This window comes from Pseudomonadota bacterium (genome assembly GCA_013285465.1).
Lineage (GTDB): Bacteria > Pseudomonadota > Alphaproteobacteria > Micavibrionales > CSBR16-224 > CSBR16-224.
In genome coordinates this window covers 857,980-876,618 of record CP053449.1, presented here as the reverse complement: position 1 = coordinate 876,618, position 18,639 = coordinate 857,980, and the positions used below count along the sequence as shown (strand labels likewise).

16 protein-coding genes are annotated in these 18,639 nt (G+C 51.0%); 6 read left to right on the top strand and 10 right to left on the bottom strand.

Annotation, left to right across the window (positions count from 1 at the left end):
* Positions 1-2 precede the first annotated feature (2 nt).
* Positions 3-2,702 carry an aconitate hydratase AcnA gene (acnA, locus tag HND56_04310; GenBank protein QKK04960.1) on the bottom strand — a complete coding sequence of 900 codons (2,700 nt, stop codon included), beginning with the start codon at positions 2,700-2,702 and terminating at the stop codon, positions 3-5.
* Positions 2,703-3,087: 385 nt separating this feature from the next.
* Between acnA and HND56_04305 the strand changes: the two genes are divergently transcribed.
* Positions 3,088-3,294: a cold-shock protein gene (locus HND56_04305; GenBank protein ID QKK04959.1), complete on the top strand. Its 207-nt coding sequence runs from the start codon at positions 3,088-3,090 to the stop codon at positions 3,292-3,294.
* 191 nt (positions 3,295-3,485) lie between these two features.
* Here HND56_04305 and HND56_04300 read toward each other — a convergent pair whose 3' ends face one another.
* Positions 3,486-5,498: a DUF2075 domain-containing protein gene (locus tag HND56_04300; GenBank protein QKK06551.1), complete on the bottom strand. Its 2,013-nt coding sequence runs from the start codon at positions 5,496-5,498 to the stop codon at positions 3,486-3,488.
* A 282-nt stretch (positions 5,499-5,780) separates the two neighbouring features.
* Here HND56_04300 and HND56_04295 point away from each other — a divergent pair, with 282 nt between their 5' ends.
* On the top strand, positions 5,781-7,091 hold the full coding sequence (locus HND56_04295; GenBank protein QKK06550.1) for an adenosylhomocysteinase: 1,311 nt from the start codon (positions 5,781-5,783) through the stop codon (positions 7,089-7,091).
* 68 nt (positions 7,092-7,159) lie between these two features.
* Here HND56_04295 and HND56_04290 read toward each other — a convergent pair whose 3' ends face one another.
* The gene (locus HND56_04290; GenBank protein ID QKK04958.1) at positions 7,160-8,062 is read right to left on the bottom strand and encodes a hypothetical protein; all 903 of its coding nucleotides are present in this window, start codon (positions 8,060-8,062) and stop codon (positions 7,160-7,162) included.
* 209 nt (positions 8,063-8,271) lie between these two features.
* Here HND56_04290 and HND56_04285 point away from each other — a divergent pair, with 209 nt between their 5' ends.
* A complete protein-coding gene (locus tag HND56_04285; GenBank protein QKK04957.1) occupies positions 8,272-9,570 on the top strand; it encodes an MFS transporter in 1,299 nt (432 codons plus the stop codon).
* 1 nt (position 9,571) lies between these two features.
* Here the strand turns inward: HND56_04285 and HND56_04280 are convergent, their stop codons facing one another.
* Positions 9,572-10,129 (bottom strand): hypothetical protein, encoded by a 558-nt coding sequence (locus HND56_04280; protein QKK04956.1) that lies wholly within the window; start codon positions 10,127-10,129, stop codon positions 9,572-9,574.
* 73 nt (positions 10,130-10,202) lie between these two features.
* Positions 10,203-10,766, bottom strand: coding sequence for an ATP-binding protein (locus HND56_04275; protein QKK04955.1), 564 nt, complete (start codon positions 10,764-10,766; stop codon positions 10,203-10,205).
* Between the two features lie 129 nt (positions 10,767-10,895).
* Between HND56_04275 and HND56_04270 the strand changes: the two genes are divergently transcribed.
* The 3 genes from HND56_04270 (at position 10,896) to HND56_04260 (ending at position 13,971) form a co-directional block, all read left to right on the top strand.
* Positions 10,896-11,891, top strand: a complete 996-nt coding sequence (locus HND56_04270) for an endonuclease/exonuclease/phosphatase family protein (GenBank protein QKK04954.1) — start codon at positions 10,896-10,898, stop codon at positions 11,889-11,891.
* Between the two features lie 156 nt (positions 11,892-12,047).
* Positions 12,048-12,560: a CBS domain-containing protein gene (locus HND56_04265; GenBank protein QKK04953.1), complete on the top strand. Its 513-nt coding sequence runs from the start codon at positions 12,048-12,050 to the stop codon at positions 12,558-12,560.
* Between the two features lie 67 nt (positions 12,561-12,627).
* Positions 12,628-13,971 (top strand): arsenic transporter, encoded by a 1,344-nt coding sequence (locus tag HND56_04260; GenBank protein ID QKK04952.1) that lies wholly within the window; start codon positions 12,628-12,630, stop codon positions 13,969-13,971.
* An 8-nt stretch (positions 13,972-13,979) separates the two neighbouring features.
* Here HND56_04260 and HND56_04255 read toward each other — a convergent pair whose 3' ends face one another.
* The 5 genes from HND56_04255 to HND56_04235 all read right to left on the bottom strand — a co-directional run bounded on the left by HND56_04255 (position 13,980) and on the right by HND56_04235 (position 18,637).
* Positions 13,980-14,528, bottom strand: coding sequence for an ankyrin repeat domain-containing protein (locus tag HND56_04255; GenBank protein QKK04951.1), 549 nt, complete (start codon positions 14,526-14,528; stop codon positions 13,980-13,982).
* A gap of 92 nt (positions 14,529-14,620) precedes the next feature.
* Entirely contained in the window at positions 14,621-16,054 is a 1,434-nt protein-coding gene (locus tag HND56_04250) for a hypothetical protein (protein QKK04950.1), read from the bottom strand.
* Positions 16,055-16,058: 4 nt separating this feature from the next.
* Positions 16,059-16,979, bottom strand: a complete 921-nt coding sequence (locus tag HND56_04245) for a DMT family transporter (GenBank protein ID QKK04949.1) — start codon at positions 16,977-16,979, stop codon at positions 16,059-16,061.
* Positions 16,980-16,991: 12 nt separating this feature from the next.
* The gene (locus tag HND56_04240) at positions 16,992-17,876 is read right to left on the bottom strand and encodes a hypothetical protein (protein ID QKK06549.1); all 885 of its coding nucleotides are present in this window, start codon (positions 17,874-17,876) and stop codon (positions 16,992-16,994) included.
* A gap of 95 nt (positions 17,877-17,971) precedes the next feature.
* Positions 17,972-18,637, bottom strand: coding sequence for a 3-oxoacyl-ACP synthase (locus tag HND56_04235; GenBank protein ID QKK04948.1), 666 nt, complete (start codon positions 18,635-18,637; stop codon positions 17,972-17,974).
* Between the last annotated feature and the right edge of the window lie 2 nt (positions 18,638-18,639).

Here is an 18,639-nt window from a genome sequence, read left to right as displayed (position 1 = left end):
TTTTATGCGGCTGCTTTTTCTTCCTTAGCCATGCTGCGCAAAACACAATGCAGAATACCACCGTGACGATAATACTCCAGCTCGTCCTCGGTATCAATACGGCACAATACGCTGACCTCGTCCTTGCTGCCGTCGGCGCGGTTGATGACCAGCGTCAATTCCGCACGCGGTTTCACCGCAGATAATCCGGTCAGGTCAAAGCGTTCATCACCTTTCAGGCCGAGGCTGTCGCGGGTGACGCCTTCTTTAAATTGCAGCGGCAAAACGCCCATACCAACGAGGTTGGAACGGTGAATACGCTCAAAGCTTTCGGCAATCACGGCCTTGACGCCCAGAAGACGCGTGCCTTTCGCCGCCCAGTCACGGCTGGAACCCGTGCCGTATTCCTTGCCGGCAATCACGATCAGCGGCAGACCGTCATCGATATATTTCATAGCGGCATCGTAGATCGACATCTCTGCACCGCTCGGGATATGTTTGGTGACGCCGCCTTCCGTGCCGGGAACCAGCTCGTTGCGGATGCGCACATTGGCAAAGGTGCCGCGCATCATGACTTCATGGTTACCGCGGCGGGAGCCGTAAGAGTTAAAGTCACGCACCGGCACCTGACGTTCTTCCAGATATTTTCCGGCAGGGCTGCTCGCTTTGATCGCACCGGCGGGCGAGATATGATCCGTTGTAACGGAATCACCCAGCTTTGCCAGCATATAGGCGCCTTTGATATCCTCAATTTTATCAAGATCCATGCTGATACCTTCAAAATAAGGCGGGTTCTGGACATAGGTCGAGGTCGCATCCCATTGATAGGTCTTGCCGCCTGTGGATTTGACGGCCTGCCATTCTTCCGGCCCTTCGAACACATTGCCGTAACGCTCGACAAACATTTGCGGCGTCAGCGCGGTTTCCAGCACCTGACGCAGCTCGTCATTGGACGGCCAGATATCTTTCAGATAAACGTCATTGCCGTCTTTGTCCTGCCCCAGCGGGTCTTTATACAGATCGACTTTCAGTGAACCGGCAATCGCATAGGCGACCACCAGCGGCGGCGAAGCCAGATAATTGGCTTTCACAAAGGGGTGGATACGCCCCTCAAAGTTCCGGTTGCCTGACAACACGCCTGCAACGGTCAGATCGCCTTTTTGGATGGCGGCTTCAATCGGCGCATGCAGCGGGCCGGAGTTTCCGATACAGGTCGTGCAGCCGTAACCGACAAGGTTAAAGCCCAGCCCGTCCAGATCATCCTGCAATCCGGCTTTTTCAAGATAGTCACTCACCACCTGCGATCCGGGTGCCAGTGATGTTTTAACCCAGGGTTTTACCGTCAGGCCTTTGGCCAGCGCATTACGCGCCACCAGACCGGCCGCCAGCATCACACCGGGATTCGAGGTATTGGTACAGCTGGTAATGGCCGCGATCACGACATCGCCGTGATGCAGTTCGTAGCCTTCGCCTTCGACGGCAACGGATTTACCGCTCTCCAGATTATCCTGCTCTTCCAGTTTCGCGAATGAGCTGACGGCATCACTCAGGACAATACGGTCCTGCGGGCGTTTCGGGCCGGCAATTGAGGGTTCGACGGTGGAAATATCCAGTTCCAGCGTTTCGGTAAAGGCGGGATCAGGGGTGTTTTCATCATGCCACATGCCTTGCGCCTTCGCATAGGCTTCGACCAGCAGAACAGATTGTTCTTCGCGTCCGGTAAAGCGCAGGTAACGCAGCGTTTCCTTATCAATCGGGAAGAAGCCGCATGTCGCGCCGTATTCGGGCGCCATGTTACTGATGGTGGCGCGGTCGGCAAGGCTGAGACTCTCCAAGCCATTACCGAAGAATTCGACAAATTTGCCGACAACGCCTTTGGCGCGCAGCATTTGCGTGACGGTCAGAACCAGATCGGTCGCCGTTGTGCCTTCTTTCAGGCTGCCTGTCAGTTTAAACCCGACGACTTCGGGAACCAGCATGGAAACAGGCTGCCCCAGCATTGCGGCCTCGGCCTCGATACCGCCGACGCCCCAGCCGAGAACGGCAAGGCCGTTGACCATCGTCGTGTGACTATCCGTGCCGACCAGCGTATCGGGATAGGCCACGGTGCGTCCGGTGCGGTTTTCATCCGCCGTTGTCCAGACGGTTTGTGACAGATATTCCAGATTGACCTGATGGCAGATGCCTGTGCCGGGCGGGACAACGCGGAAATTGCGGAAAGCGGTGGAACCCCAGCGCAGGAATTCATAACGTTCGCCATTGCGCTCAAACTCGCGCTTCACATTAGCAAGGAAGGAGTTCGGCCCGCCGAAACTGTCGACCATGACGGAGTGGTCAATGACCAGATCAACCGCGCTTTTCGGATTGATTTTTTCCGGATCGCCTTTCAGCGCCACCATCGCATCGCGCATGGCGGCCAGATCGACAACGGCGGGAACGCCTGTGAAATCCTGCATCAAAACGCGGGCCGGACGGTAAGCGATTTCGCGCGGGTTTTTCTTGTCCTTCAGCCAGTCGGCCATGGCCTGCACATCATCGGTGGAAACGGTGCGGCCGTCTTCAAAACGCAGCAGATTTTCCAGCAAAACTTTCAGGGAAAACGGCAAACGCGAAATATCGCCGATTTTTTCCGCCGCGGCTTCAAGGCTGAAATAATCATATTCCTTGCCGCCGACTTCAAGTGTTTTCCGTGTTTTCAGGCTGTCGCGTCCCGTTGCTGTCATTTTTTATTCTCCTTGGCTTGTTCCACGCACGAAGTGCAAGATGATGAAATTGCCAATACTCTGCCATTTTTGCCCGCACAAGACAAGTGCTTACGCGCCCCCCGCAAAAGGATTAATCGGGCAGATATTTCCGCCGTAAAGAAAATATGCGCTTTATGCCGACGGCATTATTTTTTCTGCATAACGGTGTTTTTCATTGACCTTGGCGCAAAAACATGCTTATTGGACATAAGTTTGATTATAAAGCTATACGATACCCCTGATCCTTTCTATCAAGTAGTTCGGTTTCATGAAGGGTAAATGGCGTAAGCCTTTATCAGATGAGAAATCAGTCGCGAGGTTGCGACTGAGTAGAATACCGATACTTGCATAAAGGAGATATCTCATGGCAACCGGTACAGTAAAATGGTTTAACCCGACAAAGGGTTTTGGTTTCATCGAACCGTCTGACGGCGGCAGTGACGTGTTTGTTCACATCAGTGCTGTTGAACAGGCCGGTCTGCGCGGCTTGAACGAAGGCCAAAAGATCGAATACGATGTAAAAGAAGAAAAAGGTAAGCAAGCTGCTTGCAACCTGAAAGAAGCTGCATAATTACAGCCTTCTTTACATGAATTAAGAGAAACGGGCCGGTTTTTACCGCCCGTTTTTTTTGCCTCAAGTAGCGCATTTTATTTTTATGAGAAGGACGGCACAAGATAAAACCTATCCCGCGCCGATAACTCTATAGCATAAGAAATTTTTTGCCCCCTAGATAGCCCGCCTTTTGCTTTATTTTCAGGGCATTATAATTCTTTTAAGCCGCAGTTTTGCAAATATTTATATGTTTCACTATAAAATTCTGGCGGGCGAGTGTGGTCTTGTTCATTCCCTTTGGGCACAAAAATCACCATACCTTGTCGTGCTCGTGTTAAAAGAACTCGATACGCATTGACCAGGTAAACCCTTCGATATTCATCCTTAACATTCTGCCATTTTGTACCACTAAAGTTATAAAGCCCCCATGCGTCGTCTTCTCGGCGCAGATTGGCATCCCAACACACACCAACCCAATCCAGCTCCAATCCTTGAATATCAAATTCTGTAGCAACATCTTCTAGATAATAAGAAGAACGAATATCTTCTTTGTCATTTAGAAACCAATTGACCGGGTCTATCTGAGCTTTTACGTTTATCCCCTCTGGCTTAAGCCTAATAGCCCCAGAATACGCAACGAGTCCAAAATGTTCTGTTCCTCTCGCATGTTCTCGCAACCACTCTCTAGCCTTATTAATATCTCTTGTGAGGGCTATTGGATATTTTTCAAGGTGTTCGTATATCTCTCTTGCCTGCCCAGAGTCTCCATCAATAATACTACCAACAAAATCGGAAAGCTTCTCAGCGCGGTAAGAACGAATAGAGACAGCTAAGTGTAAGGCTTTTTTTTCTTGGGTATGGAGTTCTGAGAGCTTGGCGCCTAAATCCTGTCCCCAGCTATAGTTTTTATCCGTAAGCTGCTCCGAGTGATAAACATCCCAATGCTGAAAACGTTTTTTAAGAGCGTCAAACCATTCTATAAGGCCAGCCTCGCCTGTATTGATTTCTTGGCCGCCGCCAATGAGACAAACAATCGTGCACCAGTCTTGCCGCCTGTCCATTACACTGATTAAAAACTCTGGCTCAGACATATTAAAGTTAAGTACGCCTTTTTTGCTTTCCATGAATTTTTGCGCTTGCGCTTGGCTCCATGCTCTTTGCGCTTCGTCAAAAACCACTACGTGCTCTGTAGGGGGCTCTGGCGATCTAACGCCTTCATCCCTAAAATGATGAATGTTCTGAATAAAAGCGCTGACCTTCTGTATCGCTTCTTTCTTAGATAATTTTTCTCCTTGTGCTTTTGCCCGCGTAACTTCGTCCCGTGCTAAAGCTTCCCTTAAAACAGCGACCAATGGTCCATTACCGGATAAGAATACGGCATGGTCTTCTGAATGATCCGGCTTACGCGTAGATATATTCAAGCCCGCCAGAGTTTTACCCGCACCTGGCACTCCCGTTACAAAACAAATAGATTTTCTGCCATTTACTTTTGAATGTTCAATAATTTCAGAAATGCAATCGGCTGTGTGTGTAAGGTTTTGAGCGCTGGCATCAGAGCGAGAAATTTCCTCGACCGAATGCCCCTGGTAAAGCGCCTGCGCTGCTTCTACAATCGTTGGAGTTGGCTTGTAACCGCTGTCAGCCCATTTTTTATCGTTAGAACTTTCTTGCTCTGTATCAGAGAACCCATAAGTTTGAGTGTTCTCAGATTTTAATTGTTGAATACTGGCGACCGTCCTCATAATTATATCCGCTAAATCATTGCCATTAGATAGCAATGGCGCAGCTACTTTATCTTTATACCAGCTAAATTGATTGATTTGAGTTTGTGCTTTAGTAGAAAGTAAGATCGGAACAATGTATTTATCGTGACTCCCCTCATGGAAGTTTTTTAGATCAAGGGCATAATCTAATGTCTGGTCCGTTGCATATCTCTCATGCTTCTTAGCCCCAGCTTTATACTCGAGAACAAAAACCACGCCATGAATTAATAACAAAACATCAACACGTTTTCCCATTCTGGGAATAGCAAATTCAAAGAAAATTTTTCCATTCTGGAAATTGCACAACTGCTCTTTCAGGTTATCAATTTGTTCAACCCAAGCATTTCTTTGCATGATGTCGAGAGCAAAATGGTGATTACTAGCCATTTCACCAAGAATTTGATCCTTACTATCAGTAAGAAACTTTATCAGCTCACTCTGATAATATGACCTTTCAATCATGCTATGTCAGCCCTATCAATTGATTAGCTATGCATCTGGTCGCTTCCATTTTTCTATGAAAGCCGATTTTATGGGACCACCTTTACTTTTTTAAACTATAGCATTTTTTGATGTTATCAAGGCCTGAACTGAGCAAAGGGGTCAGAGTAAATCCAAAAGCGGTACATTCCGTGCGGCGTTGGTACGCAATTGTTGACAGAACGGGCAAAAAAGGGCAGATTGCCAGTGCTTTTAACGCTTAATTTACACGGATTTAAATTTGAGGAGTATCACATGACGATGGCTGAAAAACTGGCAACTGTTGACGGCGATTACAAAGTAAAAGATCTGTCGCTGGCAGATTGGGGCCGCAAGGAAATCGCAATCGCCGAAACGGAGATGCCGGGCCTGATGGCGCTGCGCGAAGAATATGGCGACAAGCAACCGCTGAAAGGCGCACGTATCGCAGGCTGCCTGCATATGACCATTCAAACGGCTGTACTGATCGAAACCCTGACGGCACTGGGCGCGGAAGTGCGCTGGTCGTCCTGCAACATCTTTTCCACACAGGATCACGCGGCCTCTGCCATTGCGGCATCGGGCGTTCCGGTTTTTGCATGGAAAGGCATGGATGACGAGGAATTCTGGTGGTGCATCGAACAAACCATCACGGGGCCGAATGGCTGGACACCGAATCTTATCCTTGATGACGGTGGCGATCTGACCCTGCTGATGCATGACAAATATCCCGAACTGCTGAATGACGTCAAAGGTCTGTCCGAGGAAACGACAACAGGCGTTCACCGCCTTTACGAAATGGCGAAAAAAGGCACGCTGAAAGTTCCGGCCATCAATGTCAATGACAGCGTCACCAAATCGAAATTCGATAACCTTTATGGCTGCCGCGAAAGCCTCGTTGACGGTATCAAACGCGCCACCGATGTGATGATCGCCGGTAAAGTTGCGGTTGTTTGCGGTTACGGTGATGTCGGTAAAGGTTCCGCAGCTTCTCTGCGTAATCAGGGCGCACGCGTTCTGGTCACGGAAATCGACCCAATCTGCGCTTTGCAGGCCGCGATGGAAGGTTATGAAGTTGTGACGATGGATGATGTGGCCTCTGTCGGTGATATTTTCGTCACCGCAACAGGGAATGTCGATGTCATCACCGTTGACCATATGCGCGCAATGAAAGACCGTGCCATTGTTTGCAATATCGGCCATTTCGACAGCGAAATCCAGATCGAAGCCCTGCGCAATCACAAATGGGAAAATGTCAAACCGCAGGTGGACGAGATCGTCTTCCCCGACGGCAAGCGCCTGATTGTTCTGGCAGAAGGCCGTCTGGTTAATCTGGGTTGTGCAACAGGCCATCCGAGCTTTGTCATGAGCGCCTCTTTCACCAACCAGGTGCTGGCGCAGCTGGAACTGTGGGACAACCACAATGCATATGAGAACAAAGTCTATGTCCTGCCCAAACATCTGGACGAGAAAGTTGCTGCGCTGCATCTTGAAAAAATCGGCGCCAAACTGACCAAGCTGAGCAAAAAACAGGCCGAATATCTCGGCATGGAAGAGCAAGGTCCGTATAAGCCGGAACATTACCGCTATTAAGATTTGCGGTTTCCGAATATGAAAGCGGCGGTATAAAAATACCGCCGTTTTTTTATGGATGTTATTTTTTAAGAACCGGGCTTTTTCGGCGGCGGTCTGTCCGTTTTTACGGTAATACCCCGATAGGGTGTGGCGGTGATTGTTTCACCGCTCTCCGAAGTGAAGCGCATTGTATAGGGGTCGCATTGCGATGATTTGACCTCTTCGGCAAAGCGCTGATTAATCTCGTTGATAATATTATTGCAGACCGTATCACCATCCTTGCCCGTATAGAAAGGTGTTGTAAAACCGGTTTCGGCAAAAAAATCATCGGCTGTGGAATGTGTACGGATGGCGTGATCGACCACGGCACGGAAATCCGCACTGAGACTTGCCCCCGGTCCGCTGATGCTTGTGCCTTTCGGTGTTGCGGTCACAACAGTGCCGTCATCGGTCGTTATTTTAATTTCCGTCGCGCTGCATGTGACATCGGCAATACCGTCCTTACCGATATATTTATCCTTGATGTAATCTTCGACATCGCTGCAAAAGTCATTCAGGCTTTCCGGTGTAGCAAAAACCGAACGGTGCCCTGCCCGCTCCGCCAGATGCGGCGAGCGTTCGAAAAACGAGTCATGTTTTTCGTATCCCTGCATCAATGGCGAGAATTTCGTCACCGCACGTTCCGTCAGCTCCGTCAGATCGGCGCTGGGCGGGTTTTCACGGTTATCAAGGTCATTGTAAACGGCATAGCCGAAGCCCAAAACACCTGTTGCAATCAAGACACCAAGCATCTGCCGATAGCTGAGACGGCTGAGAATACCGGCACCCTGAATGGAGACACGCGGATATTTCTTACCCTGCGGCGGAATGTCTTTGCTTTTTTTACCGCCTTCATCCGCATCGGCATAGCTTGGCGGTGCTTTCAGAAACTCATCCGGGTTTCTGCCGCCGATACCGGCCTGGAAAGGGTCTTCCGTTTTTTTTGCCATTCCGTCCTCAATCCTGTTTTAATCCTTATATTATACAGGAGCAGGCTTGATTCTGTCAATTGAGAAGACGTTTTTATCTTGCTAAAATTTTGTTTTAAAACACTTTTTAATGTTCACGACATTTTTTTGCCGGAGGCCGTATCTTGCCGTTGTCAGCGGGCGGCACATATCATAGGATAATGCCGCAGTTTCTTTCCAAGGGGTGGCTCATGTCATATTTTCGTCTGCTGCGCGCCGAATGGCGCCTGCTGATTTTCGGCCTGTCTTTTACATGCCTGTCCGGCTTTGGACAGACATTCTTTATTTCAATCTTCGGCGCGGAAATCAGGGATGAATTCGGCTTGTCACATGGCGGTTTCGGGACGTTGTATTCCGTGGGGACTTTTGCCTCCGCCGTGTCGATTATCTGGCTGGGAAAAATGATCGACCATGTTGATCTGCGGCTTTATGCCAGTCTGATTTGTCTGGGCATGGTGGCCGCCTGTTTTTTGATGAGCGCCGCCGCAACATTGTTTGGTTTGACGCTGGCGATCTATATGCTGCGCATGACGGGACAGGGCTTGATGGGACACACGACCATGACCAGCATGGCGCGTTATCTGCCCGACCACCGCGGCAAGGCCTCCGGCATTTCCGCAACGGGGCATCAGCTCAGTGAAGTTTTAATGCCTGTTCCTGCCGTTATTCTGATTACCGAATTCGGCTGGCGGCAAAGCTGGACCGGTATCGGTATTTTTGTTTTGCTGGCCGTGCTGCCCTGGCTGCTTTGGCTGTTGCGCAATCATAAGGAACGGCATGATGCCTATACAATCCGCCTTGCCGCCGAAGAGGCTGCCGCGCTGGCGGAAGACGAAGCGGAAGCGGCAAGCCCCGATGCGCCGAAAAAACGCCGTGTGAAGCACTGGACGCGGAAACAGGTTTTGTCGGATTGGCGGTTTTATCTGTTGCTGCCCGCCATTACCGCCCCCGCCCTGATTTCCACGGGAATCTTTTTTCATCAGGCCGTACTGGTTGCAGAAAAAGGCTGGAGTGCGGCATGGTTCGCGCTGACCTTTAGCGCTTTTGCCGTTGCGGGCGTTGTCGGCTCGATTGTTTCGGGGTCGCTTGTCGACCGTTTCGGATTTTTTAAAATCCTGCCCTTTTACCTGATGCCGATGGTGCTGGGGATGATCGCCCTCTTCTCCTTTACCCCGCCTATTACCGCGCTGGTCTTTATGTTGCTGCACGGTTTGTCCAATGGCGGCACGGTCGGCGTTTACGGCGTGTTATGGCCTGACCTGTACGGCACAAAACATCTGGGTGCGATCCGTGCAGGGATCATGGCGATTATGGTGTTCATTACCTCCCTGACGCCGCCGGCCATGGGCATTATGATTGACCACGGCATTTCCGTTGCCGCCATTGCGGGCGGCTTTGCCGTTTATCTGGTTGTGGCGATTGCCTTGCTGGTCTTTGCGGCAAATAATCACCGTAAAACCTATATGAGTGCCGCACCGGCGGCGACATAAATCATGGCTGCGGCTTTTTACGGCGCGGCTGCGGCAGCGCCCCGCCTGCTTTACGGAATTTCTCAATATTCGCGCGGCGGAATGCCGCCAGTTTTTCCGCGCCCAGTTTTTCCGTGACACGGTCGATGATGATTTGCGCCCGGCGCGAGGGTTTCTGCTGCGGCTGCATAAAGCCGGTATTATGCCCGTTTTCGTAAGGGAATGGCTGCGCATATTGCTTGACTGTCACATCGAAAATCGTGCCTTTGCCGCGTTGATCTTTTTGCGGGCCGCGTATCCACCAATGGGTTTCGCGGCGGGCGCCGTTTTGTTCCGCCTGCTGTCTGGCTTTTTTATCAAAGACCATTTCTCCCGACGGCAGCACCGCATAGCCGCAAACCACGGGCATATATCCCGCTTCACGCCCGCCTGCCATGTGATAGAAAGCCTCGGAGGCCACGGCGCAATGTCCGGTTTCCGGCGGATCATCCGGCGCAAGCGTTGCACGGTATTTCGGCTCAAGCAAATCATAGGACAGGCTGTCGATAATCGCTTTTTTGATCGCGGCAAATCCGGTCATGCATCATCTTTCGCGGTTCAATTTGAAGAGCACCACTATAATACAGACCGATATCTTATGTCAATAATTTGGGTCAGAGCAGCCCCAGATGCTGCAGGATAAAATCCGTACGATCCGCGATTGACAGCACCGGCACACGCACGGGGTGATAGCCCAATGCGGTGTAATCCGCCTCGAGCATGCTATCAAGCTGCACGGCAACTTCTTCGGTTTCGGAACGTACACCGTCCCGTACCAGCGGCAGACGGTCAAAAATAAACACCGCCTTATAGGAGAAGTGGCCGCATTCACGCCGCGCCTCCACCGGGTCAAGCCCGGCAATGCGGTAATAGGAAATACTGTCCGGCACGCCGCGGTCAATGAAAATACGGTCATGCGGGTGCAGGATTTTCTCGCGTCCGATTTTCAAATTCAGAATATCGCGCTGCAGGACACCTTCATCACCGCGGATATCTTCCAGCTTTTTTCCCTTGGTCAAAAGATCGGTAATATAGTTGCGCGCGACCTCATGTTCAACGTGGTAGCCGCGTTCAGCCAGTTCCATCAAAACAGAAGTTTTCCCCGATGACGGCGCACCGGTAATCACAATCCATTCGGTTTTTGTCAGAAAATCCACGGGGGAGGAGATTGATGTCATTGTGTCTCATTCTTGTTGTTTTACAAAACTATAAGCGCCGTTTTCAAATTATGCCAGCGCAAATCCATATTGACATATTTTACCGCTCTGCGTAACAATGGCCGCGCGTAGAACATCCAAGGACATGCTATGACAGCAACAAGCGCTGCAAAACCCGCCTTTTTCAAACTTGCCACAGATGCCTGCAGCATTGCGTCCGTCGGGCTTGCCGCCTGCACAATCAGCGGTTTCCTTGGCGGTTTGTACTGGTTTTTCGACCTGTTTTCCCATTTCAGACCTTATTATATTCCCTGCGCCTTTTTGCTGGCGGCGGCGGCACTGTTTTTAAAAATGAGAAAAACAATCTGGCTGAACCTTGCCGTCCTTCTGGTCAACACGCTCATCATTGCCGCGGTTCTTGTGCCGCATATGTCCCGCCCCGCGCTGCAAGCGCCGCCTGTTTTTACCGTTGTTTCCGCCAATATTCTGTCGATCAACCGGCATTACCGTTTTGCCGATGCACTGCTGCAGCGTTTTGATGCCGATCTTTTTCTGATGCTGGAAACAACGGCAGACTGGGTACGGGAAACCGCCTATTTAAAAGAGCGTTTTCCTTACACCATCTCGGAAGCGCGTGCCGATAATTTCGGCATATTATTTTACAGCAAATATGCTTTTAACGGCGGCGTTGAAAATTTCACATCGCCGCGTTATCCGGCTCTGACCGTGCCTTATATCAAGGTGGAATTCAAAGACACGCCGCTGAATGTGCATAACCGCCCGCTGGTCTTCTATGGCATTCACACAACCCCGCCCGTTGCAGAGGAATATGCCACCTGCCGTGATGAGCTGATGCAGCAGATCGCCGCAGAAATCGCCGCAACAGCCGACAAAGATATCATCGTCATGGGCGATTTGAATGATACGGTCTGGTCACGGAATTTTCAAAAATTTCTCGGGAAAAGCGGTCTGCGCAGCATCGGTAGCGGATTGCAGAATACCTGGCCGACGGCTTTTCCTGCACCGCTGCGTTTACAGATCGACCATGCCTTGATAAAAGGATTTGAAGGTTTTTCCGGCGGCATAAAAACGGGGGCGGAAATAGGATCGGATCATTTGCCGGTTGTGCTGCAAATTGCACCGTAACGCCGCTTTTGACGGCATATATTACGATACAAAGAGCTATTCTATAATCCTGTGACAATGTGCTATGTTGCCTTTGCACAGTATCTATTTTAAGAGAAAACGGATCGGCCAATAGAGCTTGCACCCGCAGACATAACAAAAATTAAGGAGACGCGCATGCCCTGCCAAGATGCCATGATAACCGATGTCATTACAGCCCGACCTGACCAGACGGTCGCAGAGGTACTGGCCATCTTTTACAAAAATCAGATTCGTGCCGTTCCTGTTGTTGATGAACAGAACCGTGTCGTTGGCTTGTTTAACTTTACCCATCTGATGGAAAATATTCTTCCTGTTCCGCCCGCCGGAGATGATGAAAAACTCGGACGTATGAAAAACATGGAGATCAGCCTTGATTACTTTTCCGACACATCTCCATGGGTCGCCAAACGCCTGAGCCACGAATTACCCAAAAAACTGGCCGATGTCATGATTAAAAACATTCATATGGTTCATCCTGAAACCCCTTTAAGTGAAGGCATCCGTTTGCTGGTCAAATATGGCAGCCCGCTGCCGGTTGTAAAAGATGACAATAAAGAACTATCGGGCCTTATTTCCTCGCAAACCGCCCTCGCGGCGCTTTACAAAATTTCCGAATTGCTCGACAAGGGCGAAGAGGTTCCGGAGTAAATACAAAAAAGCGTATCAAGACGCGCACGGCTCCTAAAAAAACAAAAACACGAAGGAAGACACCGTCATGCCGAACACAGATCTTATTTTCAACACGCCGATGCTGGCATCCGCCGTTATTCTAGCCGTGACATTCGCCGCCATCTTTACGGAAGGGCTGCATCATATCCACCGGACAAAAGTAGCGATGCTGGGTGCCGCCGTCATGGTGCTGACAGGGCAGTATTTCGGTTTTTATAACCCTGAATTGGGGCTGGAAGCGATTGACTGGAATGTCGTGATTTTGCTGGGTGCCATGATGACCATTGTCTCCATCATGATCCCAACAGGCGGTTTTCAGGCGCTGGCTTATTGGATTGCCAAAATCTGCAAGGGTAATCTGTTTTTTCTAATGATCTTGCTGGGCACAGCCGTAACAGTTATTTCCCTGCTGCTGGACAATGTGACCACTGTCATTATTTTTGGCCCGCTGATTGTTCTGATCTGTCATGCGCTCGCCGTCAATCCGATCCCCTATCTGCTGGCGATTGCGCTGCTGTCTGATACGGGCGGAGTCGCCACGCTGGTCGGTGACCCTCCCAATCTGATGATCGGTTCTGCCGCAGAAATTGATTTTAACACCTTCTTCCTGCGCATGGGTGGAATCGTCTGTGCCTCATGGCTCGCCACGCTTTTTGCACTGCGTTTCCTGTTTAGAAAGAATCTGGCGGAAAAACCGAAAAACGCGTTGCATATGACCGCCGAACATGTCCTGCAAGATAAACGGACATGGTATGCATCGCTGGCTGTTTTGACCGTTATGGTGGTGTTGTTTATTCTGCACAGCTCGTTGCATTGGGAGGCATGGGTTGTGGCGGTTCTGGGACTGACCGTGATGATGCTGGTCACGTATAAAGGATCGCCCGATAAATATCTGGCAGAAACGGAATTATCGCTACTGCTGTTCTTTGTATCACTTTTTGTGATCATCGGCGGTGTTGAACACAGTCATTTTCTGGGATGGATCGGGCATTTTGTGCAGCCGCTGGTCGAACATGATATGCTAACGGCCTGTTTGGTACTGATGTGGGGATCTGCCGTTATTTCGGCAATGATTGATAATATTCCCTTCACCGCCGCCATGATCCCGATCATTCTGGGGATGAGTACGAATGGCATTGACGTCACGCCGCTATGGTGGTCACTCGCCATCGGTGTCGGCATGGGCGGAAACGGATCACATCTGGGATCAACGGCAAATGTGTTTATCGTTACATTGACGGAGCGCCTCGCCCTGCGTGAAGATGACCCCAGCCTGCGGATCACGCCCGGCCTCTGGCTCCGTAAGGGAACGCCCGTCATGCTTGTTACGCTGATTGTGTGCAGTCTGGCGATGTGGGCATTTTTCGGTTTCTTTGCATCGCCGATTTAAAAAACGCCTTAACGGTTGCCGGGGCCGTTTCTTCTGCGCAAGAAGCTGCGGAAATTGCGGTGATTGTCGCGTGTATCCGCAGCTTTGCGTGCGCGCTCTTCCGATACGCGTTTTTGCTCTTCGGCATCAAGGCGCTGTTTGATCTCGGCGCATTGTTCCTGAATATCCACATCCAGATGGCGGTAATCCGCACCCTTTTCAATCAGCAGCCGCACCGTGCTTTCGCGTCCGGCACGCGCCGCCCATTGCAGCGCCAGATCATTCATCGCATGCACATCAGCGCCGTTTTCTACAAGATAAGACACGACATGATCATGCCCTTCAGAGGCCGCTTTGCGCAGCAGATATTCTTCGAAAGTATGGAGGTCCGCACCGCGCTGATGCAACAGCTTCAGGGCTTCAAGCTGGCCGTGATGCGCGGCAACGGTCGCGGGTGCATCCAGCTGGAAATTCATATCCGCGCCCTGATCGAGATATGCGTCGATTTTTTTCAAATCGCCCTGAATAACGGCATCAAGCAGTCTGTGGCTGAGCGTATCGGGACTATGCGGATCCATAGCGTTGCCTCCTGACATATGAGGTATGCGGTTGAATATTTGCTATCGCAAGAGACTATGACAGAAGGATGGCTTTGACAAGAGCGGAAAGATTATTTTTTATATCCGGCGGATTTCAAATATCCGGCGAGGAATTTTCCGGCGATGCGGCGGCTCCAGCCTTCGCTCTCGCCCTGAATGCGCATGGTTGATTTACTGGTGGACAGCCGGCCTTGCAAATCCTCGCGCTTTTTACCCTGACGCGCTGCGATACCGTCAACCGCTGCTTCCATCGTGTTTTTAAATCCTTCGCCGCCGGAGATAAAAATATCGCCGCCGCGCACCAAAGCACCGTAAAGGCTTTTTTCGACATCGGGATGAAAGAGGCCGCTTTCCGCAGTTGCAAAATCGCCGTCCCTGTCCGCCAGTCTTGTCGCATGATGTAAAAGCACATCTGCCTGATGATTACCGGGGAAGAGTTTTCCGGAATTTTGTTCAATGCCGCGTGATGCTTCCGTATCCGACAGAGCGACATCCACGCGCGTGATCGTACCGTCATCCAGATAGGGCTGGATTTCTTTGACGCCCCATACCGCGCCTTCATCCCGCGCTGCCAGTATCAGATGGACATTACCCGTTTCCTCCCCCGCTTCGCGGCGGCGCTTGATTTCTTTCAACAGCGTCATAAAGGGCACGGCACCATTGCCCTGACCGATCATCACAACGCCGCCTGACAGATCATCCGGCAGGCTAAAATCAGCTTTATTTTTCGGCTGCGCGGTAATATGGAGCTCATCGCCGACCGCCAGCCCCGCCAGATAATGCGAGGTTTCGCCGAAATGCAGCACCTCTTCCTGTTCGCCGAAGAGTTTTTGCCTATGCAGTCCGGCCTCGGGCAGAACGGAAAGTTTCAGATATTGTCTGGTCTCCCCCTCCGCATCCTGCATCTCGCCGTAATCAATCAGACAATAGGTTTTATTGCCATGGGCGGGGCCCTGTTTTGCCAGCAACTCTTCCGCCGTCACCATTTGCGGGAACAGATTCAGGAAGTCACTGACATCATATGCCGCCTGAAATTCCGCGAATTTTTTATCATCCTGCAAAATTGCTTTCAGGCTTTTATGATGCGCGGCCAGATCGGTGCGCGGCAAGGCATCCAGTTTTTGATCGACCATTTCCAGTAATTCCCGCGACGGGGCGGTCAGCAGAACGGAAGGGTAAGGAGCCGTCGGCTGCAACAAGACTGCCGCCAGCTGTTTTTCTTCATCATTCCGTGTGAGCAGTACTGCCGTAATCTCATCCGCCAGCCTCTTATCGACGCGCCCTGGAACGCCGACGGCACCGCCGGGTTGGAAATCCATTTTTGCGCCTTTTTCCAGCAGAATTGTGATGTTTTTTGTGCCGCCGTCTTCTTCGACAGCCGTCACTGTGCCGGTCAGCACATCATGCTTGCGTTCGCGCCATGCCGGGACAGCATCTTCAAAACCGCGTTTTACCGCAGCAGCCTTATCCTGAAAAATCTCGCGAAGCGTTTTCTTTTTTGCCATAATGCTATTTTAAGATGATTTTCCTTTGCCTTGCAAGCAATAAATATTTCTTCGCATAGGGCGCAAGCTGTACCATCAGGATGGCGGCGAAAATCAAACCGCATCCCGTCCATCCCAGCCATGACAGACGATCGCCCATCAGCCATGCCCCTGCCAGCGCCGCGAACAGTGCCTCACCCGACAAAATCACTGCCGCATCCGAAGGCGGCGTATGCTGTTGCGAAACAATCTGCAGCGTATAGGCAATCGCGCCCGACATCACGGCGGCATAAAGAATTTCCGGCAGGCTTTTGACAATCAAAGACCAATCAAACGTCTCGAAAATACCGGCACAGACCAAACCGAACAATGCGCAGGCCACATATTGTTGAAAGGCCAGTGTCAGCGGTGCGCGGGATTTTACAACAATCAGCGTAATCAGCACCGTATGCACGGCAAACATCGCCGCCCCGAAAATCGCCAGCCAGTCCCCTTGCGTCAGGCGCGATAAGGAACCGTCACCCAGAAGAAAAACCCCCAGCAGGCATAGCACTGCCGCAATCCAACTGATAGCCGCAGGGCGCTCCCGGAAAATTGCCCATGCCGCAAAAGGCGTCAGCAGAACATACAGCCCTGTCAAAAATCCGGCATTGGTCACGCTGGTTGTTTGCATGGCGAATTGCTGTGCCGCGACTCCCGCCAGAAAGACCACATAAAGCGCCGCCAGATGTTTTTTGAGCGTTTTCACGGATGCCGTGACGGATTTTTTCCGGCGCGATCGTTCCCAATAGGCAAAGGGGGTGAGGATCATGGCGGAAATCAGAAAGCGGCTGCCGACAAACAGAAACGCCCCGATATCCGCCGCCGCCAGTTTTTGCGCAACGAAAGTCGTTCCCCAAAGGAAAGCCGCCAGCAGCAGCAAAAGATCGGCGCGCAGGCGCGACATATTCGCCCCTCCTTATTCTTGCAGCGGCATGCCGTGCTGTCCGATATAACGGATAAAGCCGTGCAGGTTTTCCGCATCCAGCCCGTGCAGCATCAGGCGGAATCCCGCCTCCATTGTTGAAAGCGGGATCATCGGATGTTTGTTATTCACCATGGCAAGGATCATATCCTGCCCCAGCAATTTGGCAACATAAACGGCAACGGTTTCGTCCAGTTGCAGCGAATTACTGGCGCGCCAGAAATCGGCATCAGATAAAAACACCCCGAACATCGGCGTGTACATTTCCACCGCCGTTTGCAAATCCAGCACATTCGTCCATTTATCCGGCAAGCCGTCAACATCAATCGCGGCATCAGGGTCTTTGATCATCGAAAAATCGACCTGCTTCAGCGGTTTGGTATGGATATCACCGCCATGTGTGCGCAAATAATCATTGAAGGAAATCACGAAATTAAACAGGTTCAGATCATGCTGTACAAAAACATCATCTTTCAAATCATCAATAACGCGCGGCAAAAGCGGATTGGACGGCAAAGCCCCCTGCGCCGCATTGGCATTGAGAAAACCCAATATCTGGCTGCCGATATGAAAGTGGCGCAGGATCAGGTAATTGGCATCCTTGCTGACGAAATTGCGCATGCCCCAGCAGATCAGGCGGTGCAATATGCGTGAGGAGGTCAGGCTGTTGGGCAAAACAATCCGCAGCAGCTGCACCAGCACAATTGTCAGCCGCGCCAGCGGCCGCACAATCGGGAACAAAAACTGCCGCGCCCGTGTCGCATTATTACGCAGCAATGCGGCCTTGGCCTTGTCATCAATAAAGGTGCTGTGATCCAGTAGCAGCGCCTGCCACGGATCAGGGTCTTTCACATCATGCTGCGGCACATAAGGCGTGATTTTCGGCAGCGTTTTCTTTACCGTTTTCTTTTTTGCTGCGGTTTTCTTTACGGCGGTCTTTTTTTTGACCGGCTTTTTCTTTGCTGTTTCCGCCATCAGATATTTCCTAATTCCTCCAGTTGCAAACGGTAAAGCCGCGCAACGATTTTCGCCGTTTTGACAATCTTTTTCCCCATATCGGGGAGCTCCAGAATACCGCTTTCCAGCGTGTCGGCAAATTGCTGCATATGATCTTCATCATGTTCACCGTGATAGACCAGAAAGCTGACGGCATCATCATCCAGCTTCAGCTGTTTTTGAATCATCCGTCCCCATGTTCCGGCTTTTCTTTCGCCAAGACCTTCGATGATAAACATCGCCCCCAGAAGGTCAAAGGGATTCGGCTCGCTCGCGCGCTGATACATAAAGGCGTGCAACGCCTCGCTGCCGATATTTTTCTCTGCCGTCTGGATGTCTTTGCGTTTACCGCCTGCGGCGACATAGTTATCTTCCAGCATTTTGTAATCGCGGTGTTCGGTGACCGCATGGCGCAGAAACATCGAACGCTGATCCAGATAAGGTGCGGAGATACTGGAGGCCGCCCGTGCAATCCAGCGCGAACCTTCCACCACCTGCTGGCGGTGATTGATCAGCAGCATGCGGTAATCTTCAATACGAAATTTTTTGCGCTCCAGCTTATCAATCAGCGGCACGGACGACAGGCTGCTGTCAAAATCCGTCCAAACCTTCACCAATCCGCGCATCACCTGCTTACTGTTCATTT

Bases quoted from the DNA above. Each gene is read 5' to 3' on its own strand.
- HND56_04260 (QKK04952.1), top strand. From the start codon at position 12,628: ATGCCGAACACAGATCTTATTTTCAACACGCCGATGCTGGCATCCGCC.
- HND56_04270 (QKK04954.1), top strand. From the start codon at position 10,896: ATGACAGCAACAAGCGCTGCAAAACCCGCCTTTTTCAAACTTGCCACA.
- HND56_04245 (QKK04949.1), bottom strand. From the start codon at position 16,979: ATGTCGCGCCTGCGCGCCGATCTTTTGCTGCTGCTGGCGGCTTTCCTT.
- acnA (QKK04960.1), bottom strand. From the start codon at position 2,702: ATGACAGCAACGGGACGCGACAGCCTGAAAACACGGAAAACACTTGAA.
- HND56_04275 (QKK04955.1), bottom strand. From the start codon at position 10,766: ATGACATCAATCTCCTCCCCCGTGGATTTTCTGACAAAAACCGAATGG.
- HND56_04305 (QKK04959.1), top strand. From the start codon at position 3,088: ATGGCAACCGGTACAGTAAAATGGTTTAACCCGACAAAGGGTTTTGGT.
- HND56_04250 (QKK04950.1), bottom strand. From the start codon at position 16,054: ATGGCAAAAAAGAAAACGCTTCGCGAGATTTTTCAGGATAAGGCTGCT.
- HND56_04295 (QKK06550.1), top strand. From the start codon at position 5,781: ATGGCTGAAAAACTGGCAACTGTTGACGGCGATTACAAAGTAAAAGAT.
- HND56_04290 (QKK04958.1), bottom strand. From the start codon at position 8,062: ATGGCAAAAAAAACGGAAGACCCTTTCCAGGCCGGTATCGGCGGCAGA.
- HND56_04285 (QKK04957.1), top strand. From the start codon at position 8,272: ATGTCATATTTTCGTCTGCTGCGCGCCGAATGGCGCCTGCTGATTTTC.
- HND56_04265 (QKK04953.1), top strand. From the start codon at position 12,048: ATGCCCTGCCAAGATGCCATGATAACCGATGTCATTACAGCCCGACCT.
- HND56_04280 (QKK04956.1), bottom strand. From the start codon at position 10,129: ATGACCGGATTTGCCGCGATCAAAAAAGCGATTATCGACAGCCTGTCC.
- HND56_04235 (QKK04948.1), bottom strand. From the start codon at position 18,637: ATGAACAGTAAGCAGGTGATGCGCGGATTGGTGAAGGTTTGGACGGAT.
- HND56_04255 (QKK04951.1), bottom strand. From the start codon at position 14,528: ATGGATCCGCATAGTCCCGATACGCTCAGCCACAGACTGCTTGATGCC.